We start from the raw sequence: 15,240 nt of genomic DNA on the forward strand, positions 1-15,240 counted from the left end.
ACGTATCAAAGTCCACGCCGTGGTCGACGAGCTCGCGAAGGGGCACCGAAGAGCGGCGGCATCATCGCGGCTTCCTTCGCCTCAGCGGGTGCTTCCTGGTTTGTCGGCACACCCACCAGCTCCTAATGCCCTCCGTAGGAGCGGAGTCGGAGACTGTTCGAGACGACCAGCGTTGAGGACAGCGCCATCGCGGCGGCGGCGATGAGGGGGTTGAGAAGGCCAGCCGCGGCGAGTGGGATGGCGGCGATGTTGTAGCCGAACGCCCACACGAGGTTCATCCGGATAGTACGCAGGGTCGCACGGGAGAGCTGGACTGCGTCGACGACGGCGCGAAGGTCCTCGCGGACGATGATGACGTCGGCGGCTTTCATGGCGATGTCGGTGCCCTGCACGACGGCGACGCCGAGGGTGGCGGTCGCCAGCGCGGCGGAGTCGTTGACACCGTCGCCGACCATCGCGACGTGGTGTCCGGCTGCTTGGAGCTGGGCGATCCTTTCGGCCTTCTCGTCGGGCAGGACGCGGGCGATGACCTCGTCGACGCCGACTTCCGTACCGATTGCAGTGGCCGCGGACTCTGAGTCCCCGGAGAGCAGGACGGTGCGGAGACCGAGGGCGCGCAGCTGCGCGACTGCTTCGATCGCGCCGGGACGCAGCGTGTCCTGGACGGTGAGCACTGCGCCGACTTCCCCGTCAATGGCGAGCAGCACCACGGTCGCACCGAACGCTTCGCGCTGCTCGATGACCGCGGCCACACGCTCGTCAACGGCAACGCCTGATTGCTTGAGGAGCTCGCGGCGGCCGATCACACAGCGGCGGCGGCCGATCATGCCGGCGGCGCCGAGACCGGTGTGTGCGGTGAAGTCCGACACCCGTTCCAGCGAGCCGAACCGGGTGTGGGCTGCGGTGGTGATCGCCGTGCCGATTGGATGCTCAGACGCTGCTTCGAGGGCGCCAGCGAGTGTCAGGGCGGTGTCGGCGTCGGTGGTGAAGGTGTCGATGGCGGTGAGGGTCATCCGCCCAGTGGTGAGGGTGCCGGTCTTGTCGAGGACGACGGTGTCGATGCGGCCGCTTGCTTCGAGTGCGTCGGGTCCCTTGATGAGGACACCGAGCTGACCGCCGCGACCGACGCCGACCACGAGCGCTGTCGGAGTCGCCAAGCCGAGGGCGCAGGGACAGGCGATGATGAGCACGGCGACACCGTTCGCGATCGCGGTGCCTGCGGCGGCGCCGCTGATGAGCCAGACCGCGGCGACGAGGATCGCGACGCCGATCACGACAGGCACGAAGACGCTGGTAACGCGGTCGACGGTTCGCTGCACCGCGGCCTTGCGGCGTTGGGCGTCGTCGGCGACCGCGGCCATCTGCGCCAAGCGCGTGCGGGTGCCCACGGCGTCAGCGCGGATGATGAGCCGACCGCCCTGGACGAGGGTGCCGCCGATGACGGCGGCTCCAGCGGTGGCCTCGACGGGGACGGACTCTCCGGTCATCGCGGACATGTCGAGCGTGGCGGCGCCGTCGGTGACGGTGCCGTCGACGGGGATTCGGCCGCCGGGGCGGACGACGACAACGTTTCCGACGCGGACGGAACTGAGCGGAACAGTGCGCTCGGTACCGTCGGTGACGATCTGCGCTTCGGTGACGCCGAGGTCGCCGATGGCCTCGAGGACGTCGGCGGCGCGGCGCCGGCTGCGGCTTTCGAAGTAGCGTCCGGCGAGCTGGAAGGTGACCATGCCAGCGGCGACGTCGAGGTAGATCGAGTCCGCCCCGGCGGGGGTCTTTCCGAAGCCGAGCCAGTACCCGGGGGCGGTGGCGGGATCGACGAGAAGTGTCCAGAGCGCCCATCCGAAGGACACGACGACGCCGAGGGAGACGAGGGTGTCCATGCTGGTGCTGCGGTGTCGCAGCCCGCGGAGCGTGGCCTTGTGGAACGGCCACGCTGCCCAGGTGACGATGGGGAAGGCGAGGAGGACGCAGAGCGCCTGCCAGCCGGGGAACCGCCAGGCAGGAACAAGCGCCAGGATGATGGTGATGTCGCACAGCGGGATCGTGAGCAGTGCCGCGACGGCGAGGCGGCGGCGGAGGGTCGTGGTGCGGGTCTCGGCGGCGCGGGCACTCCAAGCATCATCGCCTGGAGTGTGGACGGCGGCAGTGTAGCCGGCTCGTTCGACCTGAGCGATGGCGGTCTCGGCGTCATCGGGTCCGAGACCTGCGACGGTGGCGCGTTCCGTGGCGAAGTTCACCGACGCGGTGACGCCGTCGAGCTTGCCGAGCTTGCGCTCGATGGCGTTCGCGCAGGCGGAACACGTCATCCCGCCGATGTCGAGCTCAAGCCGCTGCTCGAGCTGCGGCGTCGTGCGAGACGGTGTGGTGGTGGTCACAGTTGCTTCCGATGATCGGTGACGGTCAGGGTCGGCCGGTCGCCCACGCCTGCCCGATCGGTGGTCTGGTGCTCGCCCGGCGCGGATACTTCGCGCGGCTGCGCGATGGCCGTACCGGTGTCGCGGGTGGTGAGTTTGCCGAGCATGGCGTTGTACTGCTCGTAGTCGTCGTCGAGGCCCCGGTCTGCGTGCCGGTCGATGCGCTTCGCCTGACGGGAGTCCTGCTTCGCCCACTGGGTGACGAGGGCGATGACGACGACGATCAACGGCAGCTCTCCGGCGGCCCACGCGACGCCGCCGGCAACGTACTGGTCGTGTGCGAGGCTGCCGATCCACGGGATGTCGAGGTACTGGAAGTAGGTGCCCGCAAGCAGGTCGGTACTGGTCATGACGACGACGCCGAAGAACGCGTGGAAGGGCATCGCTGCGAGCACCAGCCCGAGCTTGCCGATGTGCGGCAACGGACGCGGCGGCGCATCGACGCCGATGATGAGGGCGTAGAAGACGTATCCGATGGCGAGGTAGTGCAGCGTCATCGCCTGGTGCGCCCAGTGGTACCGCATCGCCCAGTCGAAGAACGGAGTGAGGTAGATCGCGTAGTACGAACCCACGAACACGGCGAGGACGTACATCGGGTTATAGGTGACGCGCAACAGCTTCGAGTGGGTCAGCGCGGCAAGCCACTCATGGGGGCCAGCGAACCCGTCGCGGCGGTGCGCGGTGGTGGCGCGGAGGAACAGGGTGAGGGGACCACCGAGCACGAGCAGCAGCGGGCACAGCATGTTCAGGCTCATGTGCAGGCCCATGTGGACAGCGAACGACGCCGACGAGTACGGGCCGACCCCGGATGAGGTGGTGATGATCACGGAAGCCCAGCCGAGCATCCACGCGCTGGTGCGGCCGTTCGACCAGTGGTCTCCGCGTATCCGGAGCCGGACGACGGCAGCCGCGTACGAGGCGATCCCGGCGATCGCGATGACGAGGAACAGGATGTTCACCCGGCCCGCGGTCCAGAGGGTGATCGGGGTGAGTGGGGTGTTGACCTGGTAGCCGAGGAAGAGCTGCTGCCCGTCGGTGGGGACGAAGTACACCGGCGGCGGGATTCGGGCCATCACAACACCGATCCCTGCCGCGATCAGGAGCACTGACAGGAGCACAGACGGTGCAGTGCGGGTGGCGAACCAAGGCCGGCGGAGCAGGATCGGTCCAGCGACTGCGGCGACGAGGAGGATCTGAACGGCGAACAGGATCCCCGTCGGCGCTGCCCACAGCGTCGTGCCGGCGAGTTCAACGGCGGCGATGATGACCGACCCAAGGGTCCATGTGATCCAGGCAGCGAGCGCGAGAACGCGGTGCCGGCGGATGGTGGTGATGCCGGGCCGGCTTGCCCGCCACCGTCGGGCGAGGGCTGCGGTGGCGCCGATCCAGATGCCGAGGGCGGGGGTGGCGAATATGGCGGCGTCGCCGCCGAAGTCGTGGTTCGGGCCGACGAGGACCTGCGTCACCAGAACCGGTGCGAGTAGCCCGATGACGCCGATGCCAGCGAGGAGCAGCGTGCTGACCCAGCTGCGCACGAGGTAGGCGGCGACGAGGATCGTCACCGCGACACAGGAGACGACGATCCACGCACCGGGAAGGTAGCTGGCCTGCACCAGGTAGCCGATCGCGCCCGGGGTGAGGAGCTTCGTCAACGGCTGTCCATTGGCGTCGGCAGCGTCAACCGGGATGAGCAGCACCGCGGCGATCAGCCAAGCGGTGGCGGCGGGGCGGACGATGCTGAGGTCGCGGCGGTTGTCGATGAGTGTGCGGGAGCGGCGCGGCGTCAGGAATGCGGCGGCGGCAAGGCCACCGACGGTGAGGCCGCCGGTGATGTCGGCGGTGAGTCGGAGCAGGGCGCTCAGCATCGAGGTGAGCATGCCCGGGTAGCCGCGGCTCAGCCGGTCGTACGAGGAAGCGCCTAGCATCTCGACCGCGACCACGACGATGACGACTGCGACGACAGCGCCCGCCCACGGAAGCGCGCGCACCACTGCGCCCGAACGTTCCGCAGCGACAACTACTGCCGGCCGGTCGAGGGTGGCCCGGGTGGTGTCAGGCACTGGCGAGCTCGTAGCCTGCCTCGTCGACGGCTTCGGGGACCGCGGCCGCATCCGGCTGGGTCGGTGAGGTGATGATGACGAGGCCGGTTGCGGCGTCCGCGGTGACGGATTCGACGCCCGCGATCGCTTCGAGTTCACCCGTGACGCGGCGTTCGCAGTGCTCGCAGGTCATCCCGACGACGTGGTACTCGAATCGCTCCATACCCGCATTCTACAAAACGTAGAAGGAGATGCGAGCCATGCCGGAGAGGCTTGGTCAGCGGGACCGCAGGATCGGGGCCAGGTGGCGTCGGTGCGGCCAGCTCTTCACGGGAGAGGACGCCAGTCGCGCGGCTCGGAGCTCGAGGGCAGGGTTCGGGTCAACGTGGTCCATCAGGGTCAATGCATTGCAGACGGTTGCGGGCCCGCAAACGCGGGCGGCTGCGTCGTCTGCGACGAGCTCGATCAGCAGTGCGACCGTTCGGCGGAACTCCCGGGCGGTCCGAAGCCGCGGGAATGCAGCAGCGTTCAGTGCCGCGACGCGGCCGATGAAATCGTGCCGTCCGAGCACGTGCGCTCGTTCGTGCTCGATCACCGCCCGGACGCAGGCTGGCGGCATCGCGTCTTCGACGCCGGTCGAGATCAGCACACGACCGTCGGCGGTAGAGCAGGCAATGGGGTCCGCTGTCTGCAGATAGGCGACCTCTTGGCCGCCGATGTGTTCTGTCCGGGCGGTGGAGCGGGCGACAAGCAGTGTCACCGCGACGTCGGTGCGTCGCTTCGCGGCCGAGATCGGTTCCGCGTTTGCGGCGAGGAGCGCGGCGACACCGCCTGCGATGCCGAGCCCGCACCAGGCGAAGAGGCCGGCAGCGGGAGATCCGATCCCGTGCGCGTGCGTGTTCGTTGCGACGATGACTGCAGCGATGCCGACGCTCAGCAGCAGTGAGATCGCAGCGATCGTCAGCGCGCTGAGCCACAAGCGGAGGGCGAGCTGTGGGCGGTGCAGCCACCAGGTGCCGCGGGTGAGGATGACTGGCGCGAGCAGCGTGACGACGACCGCGAGCGCCACGAGGGCGAGAACGGTGATCACGCCACCGATTCTCCCGTCGTGCGGTCGATCCCGGACTCGTTGTTCCCGGAGCCGTCGAGGGCGGCGCGCAGCACGTGCAGGTCCTCCGCGCGGAGCGCGCCGGTGAAACGCTGCAGTACCGCCCTGCGATCGCTGGATCTACCGAGGACCTCCGCCATCGAATCGGCTGTCTCGGCAGGGTCGGCTTTCGTGGCGCAGTACGCCCTAGATACCGGGTCCCGCTCGACGAGGCCCTTTTTCTCGAGCCGGGCGAGGACGGTCAGCACTGTCGTGGAGGCCAGCGGGTCGCCGTTGTCGGCGAGGGCGTCGCGGATCTGTCGCCCGTTTTGCGCAGCGTCGCGCGCCCAGAGGAGTTGCAGCACGTTCGCCTCGAGGGACCCGTGCGCACGGCGCGGACTCATCGGCGTCCTCCGACTGTGTCGACCATGCGCTGACTCTACATCAAGTAGAAACCTGCTTCTACAACTTGTAGAGTGGCGCCGCCCGACCCGTTCTCGACGAGAGGTTCCCTTCGTGTCACACAGCCTGACGCTGTCCGTTCTCCTCACAGTGCTGTTCACCGTGACGGCCGCGGGGTACCTCGGCTTCGCGTTTCGACCCGGCAGCGACGGAGTGTCTCGGGTGAGTGATGTCTTTCATGTGCTGATGAGCGTCGCAATGCTGGCGATGCCGTGGGCCTGGGGGATGACCCTCGCGCCGCCGACGCTGCAGATCATCGTGTTCGCCGTCGCGACGCTGTTCTACCTCGTCCTCACGCTCGGTAGCGGTCGGTACGGCGGCCACGCGCACCACGGACCTGGCGGCTCCGGCCGGCTGGTGCTGGGCTACCACGTGGTGATGATGGCGGCGATGGTCGTCATGGGCGTGATGATGCTGCCGATGGCTGGTGGGGCTTCGATGTCGATGCCGGGGATGAACATGACCGGCAGCGGACACAGCATGCACGCCTCCTGGTCCGGGTGGACGTCAATCTCCTGGATCCTCGTCGTCGTGTTCGCGGCCGCGACCGTCTGGATGCTGGGGCGGCTGATCGCCTCCGCTCACGTCCGGCAACACCCCGTGGCGCGCCTGGATGGCGTGCTCCTGCTGCTGATGAGTGCCGGCATGGCGCTCGCATTCATTCCCACGAGCTGAGGGCCACCGTCATGACCGCAACCGACAACCGCCCCACCACTGCGCCCGCGGCCCAGCCGGCGACGGCACGGCCGCCGCGGAACACACAGCGTGGCTGGTTCGGACAGTTCCTGCTGCGACTGCACTTCTACGCCGGGCTCTTCATCGGACCGTTCATCCTCATCGCCGCGCTCTCCGGCGCCGTGTACGCGCTTGGTCCAACGATCGAGCAGGGCATGTACCGGCACGAACTCACCGCACCGTCCACCGCGGCCGCGAAGCCGTTGGCCGAGCAGATCGACGCCGCCCAGGCCTACGTGGACCAGCACCACCCCGAAGACACCCTCGCCGCCGTCCGCCCCGCACCCGAGCAGGGCTCCACGACACGGGTGATGTACTCCGAGGCTGGGCGGATGGAGTCGCAGAACCGTGCGGTGTTCATCGATCCTGGCACCGCCCAGGTCCGCGGCGACCTGCTCGTCTACGGCACGTCCGGGGCGCTGCCGTTCCGCACCTGGGTGGACACGTTCCACCGGTCCCTGTTCCTCGGCGACATCGGCCGGCTCTACAGTGAAACCGCTGCGTCCTGGCTCGGCGTCGTCGCACTCGCCGGTCTTGGCCTGTGGGTGATCCGGATCAGGAAGGCCCGTGCGAAGCGCGACATGGTCCGCCCCGCACGTGGCGTTCGCGGCTACCGGCGGATCTTCTCCTGGCACGCCTCCACCGGGGTGTGGCTGCTCCTCGGCGCGTTGTTCCTTTCCGCGACCGGAATCACCTGGTCCCATTACGGCGGCGGCAACGTCGACCAGCTGCGCTCCGCCCTCAGCTGGGGCACCCCCGCACTCGCCACCACCCTCACCGGCCCCGATGCCGCTCCTGACGGCGGCGAGCATGCTCTCCACCACGGGAGCCCCGCACCAGGGACCGATGCGGAACCAGCGACCATCACGCCTGCGCTGTTTGACGAAGTTCTCGGCGCGGCAAAGGCTGCGAACATCCACTCGTCGGAGCTGCAGATCAGCCCACCGGCGGCCGCGGATCAGGCCTGGACGGTCGCGGAGATCAAGCGGTCCTACCCGACGGCAGTGAACTCCGTCGCGATCGACCCACGTGACATGAGCGTGCTGTCCGAGACGAACTTCGACACCTTCTCGATCCCCGCCAAGCTCGCCCAATGGGGCATTGACACCCACATGGGCACGATGTGGGGGCTACCGAACCAGATCCTGCTCTTCATCACCGCGCTCGGGATCGCCGCAATGGTCGTCTTCGGCTATGCCATGTGGTGGAAGCGCCGCCCGACCGGCAAGCGCTTCGGGAAGTCACCGGCCGCAGGCGCGCTGACGCGCGCGCCGTGGTGGGGGTCCGGGCTCGTCGCGGTCGGCGCGATCGTCATTGGCGCGTTCCTGCCCGCGCTCGGCGTTTCCCTCCTCGCGTTCGTCGTCATCGACGTCCTCATCACCAATCGCACGGCCACACCGCACCCCCCGGCTCCACGCAGCAAGTAGGCCCCGCTCACGTCGTCGGCGTCTTGTCGGCGGCAGCATCACCACCTGTGAAGGACCGCCGCATACGGCAGATCGCCGGACGTCTCCTCTCCGGTACCGGAGCACAGGCTCGACCGTTTCAATGTCCGGCGCGCTTTGTTTCATCGACGCCGACTGCCCTGTCCTCGGCGACTCGTTCCGCACTCGTGGCATCGAGGCGCAGTGGCCGAAGACTCTCGTGAAGCTGCTCGCCGGGGCGGACCGGCGGTCAATGTCACAGCAACCGCTGCTTCGAACGCTGGCCACTTCCCGCCCGTCGGACACTCGGCTCAGCGGCACCCGAACAACCTGCTGAGGAACGAGCGTGGCTGATCGTTCGCTTCAGCCGCCGCTACCAGCGGCGCCGGTTGCACCGAGATCTCGACGTGGAGAGCTCGTTCCCTCAGATCAGGCATCGTTGTCGTCGGCCAGTGGACAGGGCTGAGGTACTCGGGGATGACCTAGGCCACCTGCGACGACGACCGTCCCTGCATGATCAATGGTCACTGTCTACACGAGCAGGGCAGGGTGACGTCGCTACCACGGGTGCGCGCGGACCATCACTTGAACGTGTCCAATGCGCCTGGTCCGCATGAAACCAAGTTCGTATTCAAGCCGGAGCTTCGGTCACCGTTCAGGCGACGAGAGCGGCGTAACGTCAATGCCGTGACTGATCTGCAACTAGCGGCCAATGGCGATGTCGAGCATCCTGCGATGCCGAAGACCGCCGAGGAGATCGCAGCAGACGCGGCGGCCTGTGTCGAGGCCGGGGCGACTCTGCTGCACCTGCATGCGTTCGACGAGCATGGTGAGGAGACTCTCGAAGCTGGGCCGGTGGGCCGTATGCTCACGGCGGTCCGCGCGGCGTGTCCGGGCGTCCCGATCAACGTGACGACCTTCGCTTCCATCATTTCCGACCCCGTTCATCGTCTTCGCCTCGTCGACGGATGGACGGTGCTGCCGGATCTCATCGCTGCGAATCAGGGGGAGGAGGGCATCGACGATGTGAGCGCGTTGCTCTCGGGGCGAGGCGTCGGGATCGAGGCGTGTGTCCTGAGCGTCGACGATGTCCGCACGTTTCTGCGCCGCGGGTCCTGGTCGCGCTTCGCTCGGCTGGTGGTCGAACCGCTGGAACCCGTCGCGGAAGACGCGGTGGCCCTCGCGGAACAGATGGAATCCGAACTCCGAGCGGCGGAAGTGCGCCTGCCCGAGCTGCATCACGGTGTCGGACTCGCGTCGTGGACGATCATGCGACGTGCGGTGAGCAATGGGCACAGCATCAGGACTGGACTTGAGGACACCCTCGTGCTCGAGGATGGTTCACCGGCGGCGTCCAATGCGCAGCTCGTCGCCGCCGCGTCCGCGATCGTCCACCCTTCGGACCGGTAGGGGAGCGATTGAGGAGGCGACGGGCCGGGAAGTGATGATGCGTTCGGATCACCAAGGAACGGACGGGAGAGAACTGAGCCCCGCTGTTGTCTGTGACGCTGAAAGTGGGTACGGCTGTCGATGAAGATGAGCGCGTCGCCCATGACGGGGTTCATGAACTCGTCGGAGACCCTCATCCGAGTGTCGGCCGGCAGCGCCACCAGCTTTCCCACTGAGCGATCGCTCGTCGCATTTTCAGACCTCAGGGCATCGGTGGTTCTCGCCATCGCCTGATAAGTGTTGCGGTCTACAGGCATCGGGGTTTCCGCTGGCTGCGCGACGCGACTCAGTGACCTGATCTGGAACCGCTCGTACTGGCAAGGCATCCGACAGGAGGATCTCGCTTGGGGGAGCGGCGGCGGTAGGGCGTCCTGGGGCGTGGCGAGAGGGTCAGGCAACGGCTCCTGGCATCTCGAGCGTGATGGGGTTTGCCGACTGAGCTCGATCTGAGGATGGAATTTCTCACCGGCCTGGGTTTGGCGTGGTAGACGCGCATCGATCGCGCACTACCACGAGGTCTTCTGTCGGTGGCGGAAGGACGTGACGTCTTTGGGTTCGATACCGGATTGAAGCCTCGGTCAGAGCTGCGTCGGAGCTCGTCGGGAAGAGATGACGAGGCAGGCAGCGATGATCACCGCGATGACGATCAGGATTGCGGACGTCGGCGCGATGACCGACGTCGAGGCGATGACGGTGGGGAGCACAAAGCCGCTGTACGCCAAGGAGTAGTAGACGCCGGTCAGCCCACCGAGGTCGTCCCCGTTCGCGAGCGACTGTATCCGGCTGAGGCCCGAGACCATCAAGATGCCGTAACCGATGCCGAGCACGGTCGCGGCGAAGGCGCCGAGCGCCACCGACGGCCGGGCGGCGACGAGTGCCGCGAGGAGCGTGCCGATGATGGTCACGGAGAGTCCCACGGTGGACTGATGACCGTGAGTCCACACGGCGAGACGGGGAACGACGGTTTGCGCGATCGCTCCGGAACCGAGCGTGATCACGGTCAGCGCTCCGGCGTACAAGATCGCGTCGGAGCCGACCTCGGCTTCAACGGTCGACGGGATCACCGCGTACGCGATTGCGGCTGCTCCGAAGACCCACGGAGCGACTGGCACGATCGAGCGCCAGAAGACGCGACGGCTCACGGCTGGGATGCGAAGGTCGGCGATCAGAGAACGGACCCCTGCGTCGTATGGCCGTGAGCGTGGCGCTCGGAGCAGCACTACGCTGGCGACGAGTGTGACCGCCAGGTGGGCGACGTACGGAAGAACCGAGGGGAGCGGCGCCCACTGCGCAAGCGCTGCCGACACCCCCGCTCCGACTCCAAGGCCGACGGTCAGCGTGAGTGTGGCTCGGCGGGCTGCGAGCCCGGGGGTGCCGGTCTCAGGTGACAGCTCCTTGATCCAGCTCGTCCCGACCACCATCGCGATCGCGACGCTGACACCGGCGAGGAAACGTCCGACAGCCATCAGAGCGAGGCTGCTCGGGAACGTCATCAGCACCAAGCTCGCCGCTGCACCGCACCCAAGGCCGAACGCGATGAGTCGCTTCCGGCCGTATCGGTCGGACACCGGGCCGGCGACGAGGAACCCCGGTATGAGCCCGAGCACGTACACGGCGAGCATCTCGTCCACAGCCTCAGCCGAATAGCCGAACTGGCGTTCGTACATCGGGAGCAACGGCGTGAAGTGGTTGCCTCCCCACGCCATCACCGCGATTGCGGGAACGCCAGAGCGCCATGTTCGAAGCGGTCGCGCGAGCGAATGCCGGCGCGCACCGTGGACTGTGATCGTGCGGCTCACCGGTGCGAGGCGGTGTCGCCCGCCATCAGCAGCCTCGGCGCGCGGTGCTCGTACACGGCGGAGATACCGGAGTCGTCGAGGAGCGTCCACCCCACAGCGCCGTCAGGCTGGTCGCCGATCAGGATGTGGGAGGGGCGTCGGCCGTCGATGGTCGGGATCCGCAGGACCCGGTCGTTCCCGAGGCTGCCGTTCCGCAGGATGGCGACGCAGTCTGCTTCGGAGCGGGCCGCAGTCCGGTCGTCGGACTGTGCAACCGCCTCGGCAGTACTCAGCATCAACTCGTCGTAGGAGAGCTTGGTGGTCGTCATGATGGTTCCTTCCGAGATGAGATTGTAGGATACAACTTGTATCCGAGTTGTTCAAGAGGTTCTGGGAAGATGGCCACGGAGGTGCTGCGGATGGACGAGTTCGCCGGGAAGGCCGAGAGTGCGGCTGATCGCGCTCATCGGGGAATCAGAGCTGCCATCGCGGGTGGCGAGTTCGAAGCAGGTGCGATGCTGAGTGAGTCAGACCTCGCGACGCGCCTGGCGATGAGTCGCACGCCTATTCGCACTGCACTTTCGCGCTTGCAGGACGAAGGCTGGATCACGGTGTACCCGAAGCGGGGAGCCCTGGTTCGAGAGATCGGAGCAAGAGAGGCGGAAGACTTGGCTGACGCTCGGCACGCGTTGGAAGCACTCGGAGCCCGACGGGCGGTCGATCTCCGCAGGCTGGCGGACAGCCTTGAGCCGGTGCTAGCTAATCAACGTGAAGCAGCTCTGACCGGTGACGTGGCGGCCTTCGTCGAATCGGACATCGCGTTTCACCGTGGCTTCGTCGATGCGGCCGGCAACCCCTTGCTGACAGGGTTCTACGACCGTCTTCGCGACCGGCAAGCGTTGCTCATCACTCGTGGTGTCGTTGCGGTCGCTGAACGCCTCGACGAGATCCTGAAGGAGCACGATGGACTCCTCGTCCTCCTGCGCAATGAGGACGCCGACAGCTTTGACACCGCCCTTCAGGCGCATCTGCAACGCTCTACTGAAGCCATGAGGAGCTGAGGTGCAGGGTCAGAGCGACAGTGCCGCCGCGGACGAGGAACGTCTTCAGACCGCTGCAGTCAGGTTGGTCGCCGAGCGTTGATGGCGGCGAGGCGCGATTCAGGGCGCAACAGGCGTGCGGTGAGCAATCGGCTACCGGCACGCACCGATGAAGGCCGTGCCGGTCGGCCGCTGACTGCGGGTAGTCAGTAAAGTCGTTCCGCTGCCCCGCCAGTGCGGCCTGTCAGATGCTCGACGTGTTCGGCCGACCTTCGGAAGCGCTTCGTGCCTGTTTTCTGAACTACCGGCACTGCTCTCGCTGTTCACTCTCGTTGCCCTCCGTCGCATGGGGAAGGGCATGGAGGTGACCGCATGAAGCGCAGCGAGCGTCGAACCCTGGTCCTCAATGCAAGCTACGAACCAATGGCGGTCGTCTCGTCTCGGCGAGCTCTTCTCCTGGTCCTCAACGAGAAGGCGTCTGTCCTCGTCGAGAGCGATCGGATCGTGCACAGCGTGGTGGGCAAGTACGCAGAGCCCGAGTTTGTGCTTCTGCGGCAGTTCATCCGGGTGCCTCGTCGATCCGTGCCGATGACCCGGCGCGCTGTGCTCGAGATGTACGACTACACGTGTGCCTACTGCTTCAAGCACGGCAACACCATCGACCACGTCATCCCTCGTGCTCGAGGAGGTACGAACACCTGGCCAGCTCGCTCTTCACGCTCGACGGGCGGCGAGGAGAAATGGGGTCTTGGCTCAGCTGATCTCCGCGATGTCCGCCACGAGGCCGACCAAGCCGTAAGCGGCGGGCAAGGCGATGTCGGGATAGCCGAAAGTCCGAGCGCCGCGACGTTCCGATCCTGGGATCAATAGAATTCGTTCCATCATTTCCGCCATGCGCAAATCTACTTCGAGGTCTATCGAAGCAGGAAAGGCAAGCTGGCTGGTCAGGTCGACGGATGCCAGAGCTTTCGGTACCGCGTCTTCGATGAGCGAACACGCCACTTCCGGATGGACGCTGTCCGCTGCCCTGACCCCGAGTGCTCGCTTCACCGTCACCGTTACCACACCAGGCAGAACGTCCGCGGCCTCCCTTGCTGCTCCGTCGTCGCCGGTCACGAGCGCCGTCGGCGCACCATACGATCTCGCCACTGCCGCGCTCAGCCCGATCTCACCCAGGACCATTCCGTTAATCCGAACAGAATCGATGGTGCGGCCGCTGAGGGTGTGCGGAAGTACGGCGTCCGTCAGGCCTGCTCGGCCGTGATATCCCAGCAGGAGCAGTGCGTCGAAACCACGATCCACGCCTGCGACCATGTCTAAGGGGCGAGGGGTGCCGCGAATCAGACGCGCACGCGGGTCCAGCCTTCCCGGAAGGATGTTCAATCCTTTTGCGTGAGAATCACACACCGTGACCTCGGCCCCACCGCCTTCAGCGAACACTCCACGCACTGCGGCAGATGCTTCGTCTGTCATGAATTCGCGTGCGCGTTCCCACCCGGGAGTGCCCGGGGTGATATCCGACCGGTCGACAACCCCGGCGGTACCTTCCATGTCGACTGATACCAATACCCGCATCCCTTCACCCTACCGGTCCGCGGAGGCGGCCCGGCGGTCGTTCTCACCGTCCGTCAAGTGGCTTCTGCGCGACTCGTCGACGCTGAGCTTCTCCACCGGCGATTTCGACGTGCGCCAGCCCGCCATCCCGGCCACGTTCGCGACTGCCGCGTTCCCTGGCACGACAGGAACCGAGGCGACGCTCTCGGTGAACAGGGGATCGGCTCATGAGACAGAGCCCGGTGGAGCGCCCCCAACGGCCCTAGCTGGACCCTGCCGTGACGTAGCAGCTGTGCAGTCGGCGTGGACACCACTGTCGCGAGGCGAGTTGCCGGACAGGCGCAAGACGCTCGGCACGGTGAGAACGGCCGCGCGAGACCGGCCATTCCTCTCAGGCGCAGCTCTCGAGGCATGGCGAGACCCCGTCCGACCAGCGTCGTCGACGGACAGATTCACCCCGTCAATCTGATCGGCGACGGAGTCCGCGAATGAACCATGCGCGGTCAGTCACAAGATCGACTGACACACACACCGTTCCTTTTCCACGGCGGCACCCTTTGAGCACGAAAGCAGCAAGAGGATCGTTACCCCGGCTCGGAGTATCGGAAGTAATGGCGGGGTCAGCGTTCGTGGGCGACCTTGTGCAGGACGTCGAGCGCGGCATCGATGGCGGCTTCTAGGGGCCAGGGTGATCTCTCCGGCTGGCTCAAGATGAGACCCCCTTGGAGGGCGGCGAGGATGGCGACGGCGATCCGTTGCGGGTCGGCATCGGATTCGACCTCGCCGGCGCTCTGCATCTTGGCAACCCCCGAGGCGAGCGACAGCCGCCAGTTCGTCATGCTGTCCGTGATGATCTGAGCCAATTCGGGATCTGTCATGGCTGCCTGTGTCGCCATTGAACCGATCGGGCAGGCCCACCGGCCAAGCCCGATGTAGTAATCGACCAAGGCATCGCGCCAGGCGTGCCACGACTCCCAGCTCGAGAGGTCGTCGATGTACGGCTTCTGGGCGGCCAGGAGCTCGCCGCCCTCCCAGATGGCGACTTCACGGACGAGTTCGGCCTTGCCGCCGGGGAAGTAATGGAAGAGCTGGCTCTTGCTCGTGAGCGTCGCCGCACGGACGGTGTCAAGAGTGGTGCCGCCGATGCCGGAAGCGAGGATCTCCCGACCCGTCGCCTCGATGATGCGCTGGCGAGTAGCTCGACCGCGTTCCGTGATGTTGGCCCCTTGCATGAGTTCAGCGTACGCCGCTGGAC

General features: G+C 66.7%; 13 protein-coding genes. 4 read left to right on the top strand and 9 right to left on the bottom strand.

Annotation, left to right across the window (positions count from 1 at the left end; all coding sequences use genetic code 11):
• Positions 1-122: 122 nt before the first annotated feature.
• From QOL15_RS00895 to QOL15_RS00915, 5 genes are read right to left on the bottom strand one after another with little or no spacing between them, the layout of a single operon-like run.
• The gene (locus tag QOL15_RS00895) at positions 123-2,378 is read right to left on the bottom strand and encodes a cation-translocating P-type ATPase (RefSeq protein WP_083393904.1); all 2,256 of its coding nucleotides are present in this window, start codon (positions 2,376-2,378) and stop codon (positions 123-125) included.
• Complete coding sequence (locus tag QOL15_RS00900; RefSeq protein ID WP_139197394.1) at positions 2,375-4,477, bottom strand: cytochrome c oxidase assembly protein; 2,103 nt, start codon at positions 4,475-4,477, stop codon at positions 2,375-2,377. Before QOL15_RS00900 ends, QOL15_RS00895 begins: the two co-directional genes overlap by 4 nt.
• On the bottom strand, positions 4,470-4,679 hold the full coding sequence (locus QOL15_RS00905; RefSeq protein ID WP_071246388.1) for a heavy-metal-associated domain-containing protein: 210 nt from the start codon (positions 4,677-4,679) through the stop codon (positions 4,470-4,472). The genes QOL15_RS00900 and QOL15_RS00905 overlap by 8 nt, the downstream gene beginning before the upstream one ends.
• A gap of 54 nt (positions 4,680-4,733) precedes the next feature.
• Positions 4,734-5,546, bottom strand: a complete 813-nt coding sequence (locus QOL15_RS00910; RefSeq protein WP_071246386.1) for a M56 family metallopeptidase — start codon at positions 5,544-5,546, stop codon at positions 4,734-4,736.
• On the bottom strand, positions 5,543-5,947 hold the full coding sequence (locus tag QOL15_RS00915) for a BlaI/MecI/CopY family transcriptional regulator (protein ID WP_071246384.1): 405 nt from the start codon (positions 5,945-5,947) through the stop codon (positions 5,543-5,545). The genes QOL15_RS00910 and QOL15_RS00915 overlap by 4 nt, the downstream gene beginning before the upstream one ends.
• A 112-nt stretch (positions 5,948-6,059) precedes the next feature.
• Here QOL15_RS00915 and QOL15_RS00920 point away from each other — a divergent pair, with 112 nt between their 5' ends.
• The 3 genes from QOL15_RS00920 to QOL15_RS00930 all read left to right on the top strand — a co-directional run bounded on the left by QOL15_RS00920 (position 6,060) and on the right by QOL15_RS00930 (position 9,574).
• The gene (locus QOL15_RS00920; RefSeq protein ID WP_071246382.1) at positions 6,060-6,680 is read left to right on the top strand and encodes a DUF5134 domain-containing protein; all 621 of its coding nucleotides are present in this window, start codon (positions 6,060-6,062) and stop codon (positions 6,678-6,680) included.
• Positions 6,681-6,691: 11 nt separating this feature from the next.
• Positions 6,692-8,167 (top strand): PepSY domain-containing protein, encoded by a 1,476-nt coding sequence (locus QOL15_RS00925; protein ID WP_071246380.1) that lies wholly within the window; start codon positions 6,692-6,694, stop codon positions 8,165-8,167.
• Between the two features lie 510 nt (positions 8,168-8,677).
• On the top strand, positions 8,678-9,574 hold the full coding sequence (locus tag QOL15_RS00930) for a 3-keto-5-aminohexanoate cleavage protein (RefSeq protein WP_217640985.1): 897 nt from the start codon (positions 8,678-8,680) through the stop codon (positions 9,572-9,574).
• A 617-nt stretch (positions 9,575-10,191) separates the two neighbouring features.
• Here QOL15_RS00930 and QOL15_RS00935 read toward each other — a convergent pair.
• Both QOL15_RS00935 and QOL15_RS00940 read right to left on the bottom strand, forming a co-directional pair.
• Positions 10,192-11,319, bottom strand: coding sequence for an MFS transporter (locus tag QOL15_RS00935; protein ID WP_139197401.1), 1,128 nt, complete (start codon positions 11,317-11,319; stop codon positions 10,192-10,194).
• Between the two features lie 89 nt (positions 11,320-11,408).
• Positions 11,409-11,720: a hypothetical protein gene (locus QOL15_RS00940; RefSeq protein ID WP_071246376.1), complete on the bottom strand. Its 312-nt coding sequence runs from the start codon at positions 11,718-11,720 to the stop codon at positions 11,409-11,411.
• A 69-nt stretch (positions 11,721-11,789) separates the two neighbouring features.
• Here QOL15_RS00940 and QOL15_RS00945 point away from each other — a divergent pair, with 69 nt between their 5' ends.
• Positions 11,790-12,452 carry a GntR family transcriptional regulator gene (locus tag QOL15_RS00945; RefSeq protein WP_083393900.1) on the top strand — a complete coding sequence of 221 codons (663 nt, stop codon included), beginning with the start codon at positions 11,790-11,792 and terminating at the stop codon, positions 12,450-12,452.
• Between the two features lie 732 nt (positions 12,453-13,184).
• On the opposite strand, the gene QOL15_RS00950 is transcribed toward QOL15_RS00945, so the two are convergent.
• Together QOL15_RS00950 and QOL15_RS00955 are read right to left on the bottom strand one after the other, a co-directional pair.
• Positions 13,185-14,006, bottom strand: coding sequence for a M55 family metallopeptidase (locus QOL15_RS00950; protein WP_071246374.1), 822 nt, complete (start codon positions 14,004-14,006; stop codon positions 13,185-13,187).
• A 599-nt stretch (positions 14,007-14,605) separates the two neighbouring features.
• Complete coding sequence (locus tag QOL15_RS00955; protein WP_071246372.1) at positions 14,606-15,217, bottom strand: TetR/AcrR family transcriptional regulator; 612 nt, start codon at positions 15,215-15,217, stop codon at positions 14,606-14,608.
• Between the last annotated feature and the right edge of the window lie 23 nt (positions 15,218-15,240).

This window comes from Curtobacterium sp. MCBA15_012 (genome assembly GCF_001864935.2).
In the GTDB taxonomy this organism is placed as follows: domain Bacteria; phylum Actinomycetota; class Actinomycetes; order Actinomycetales; family Microbacteriaceae; genus Curtobacterium.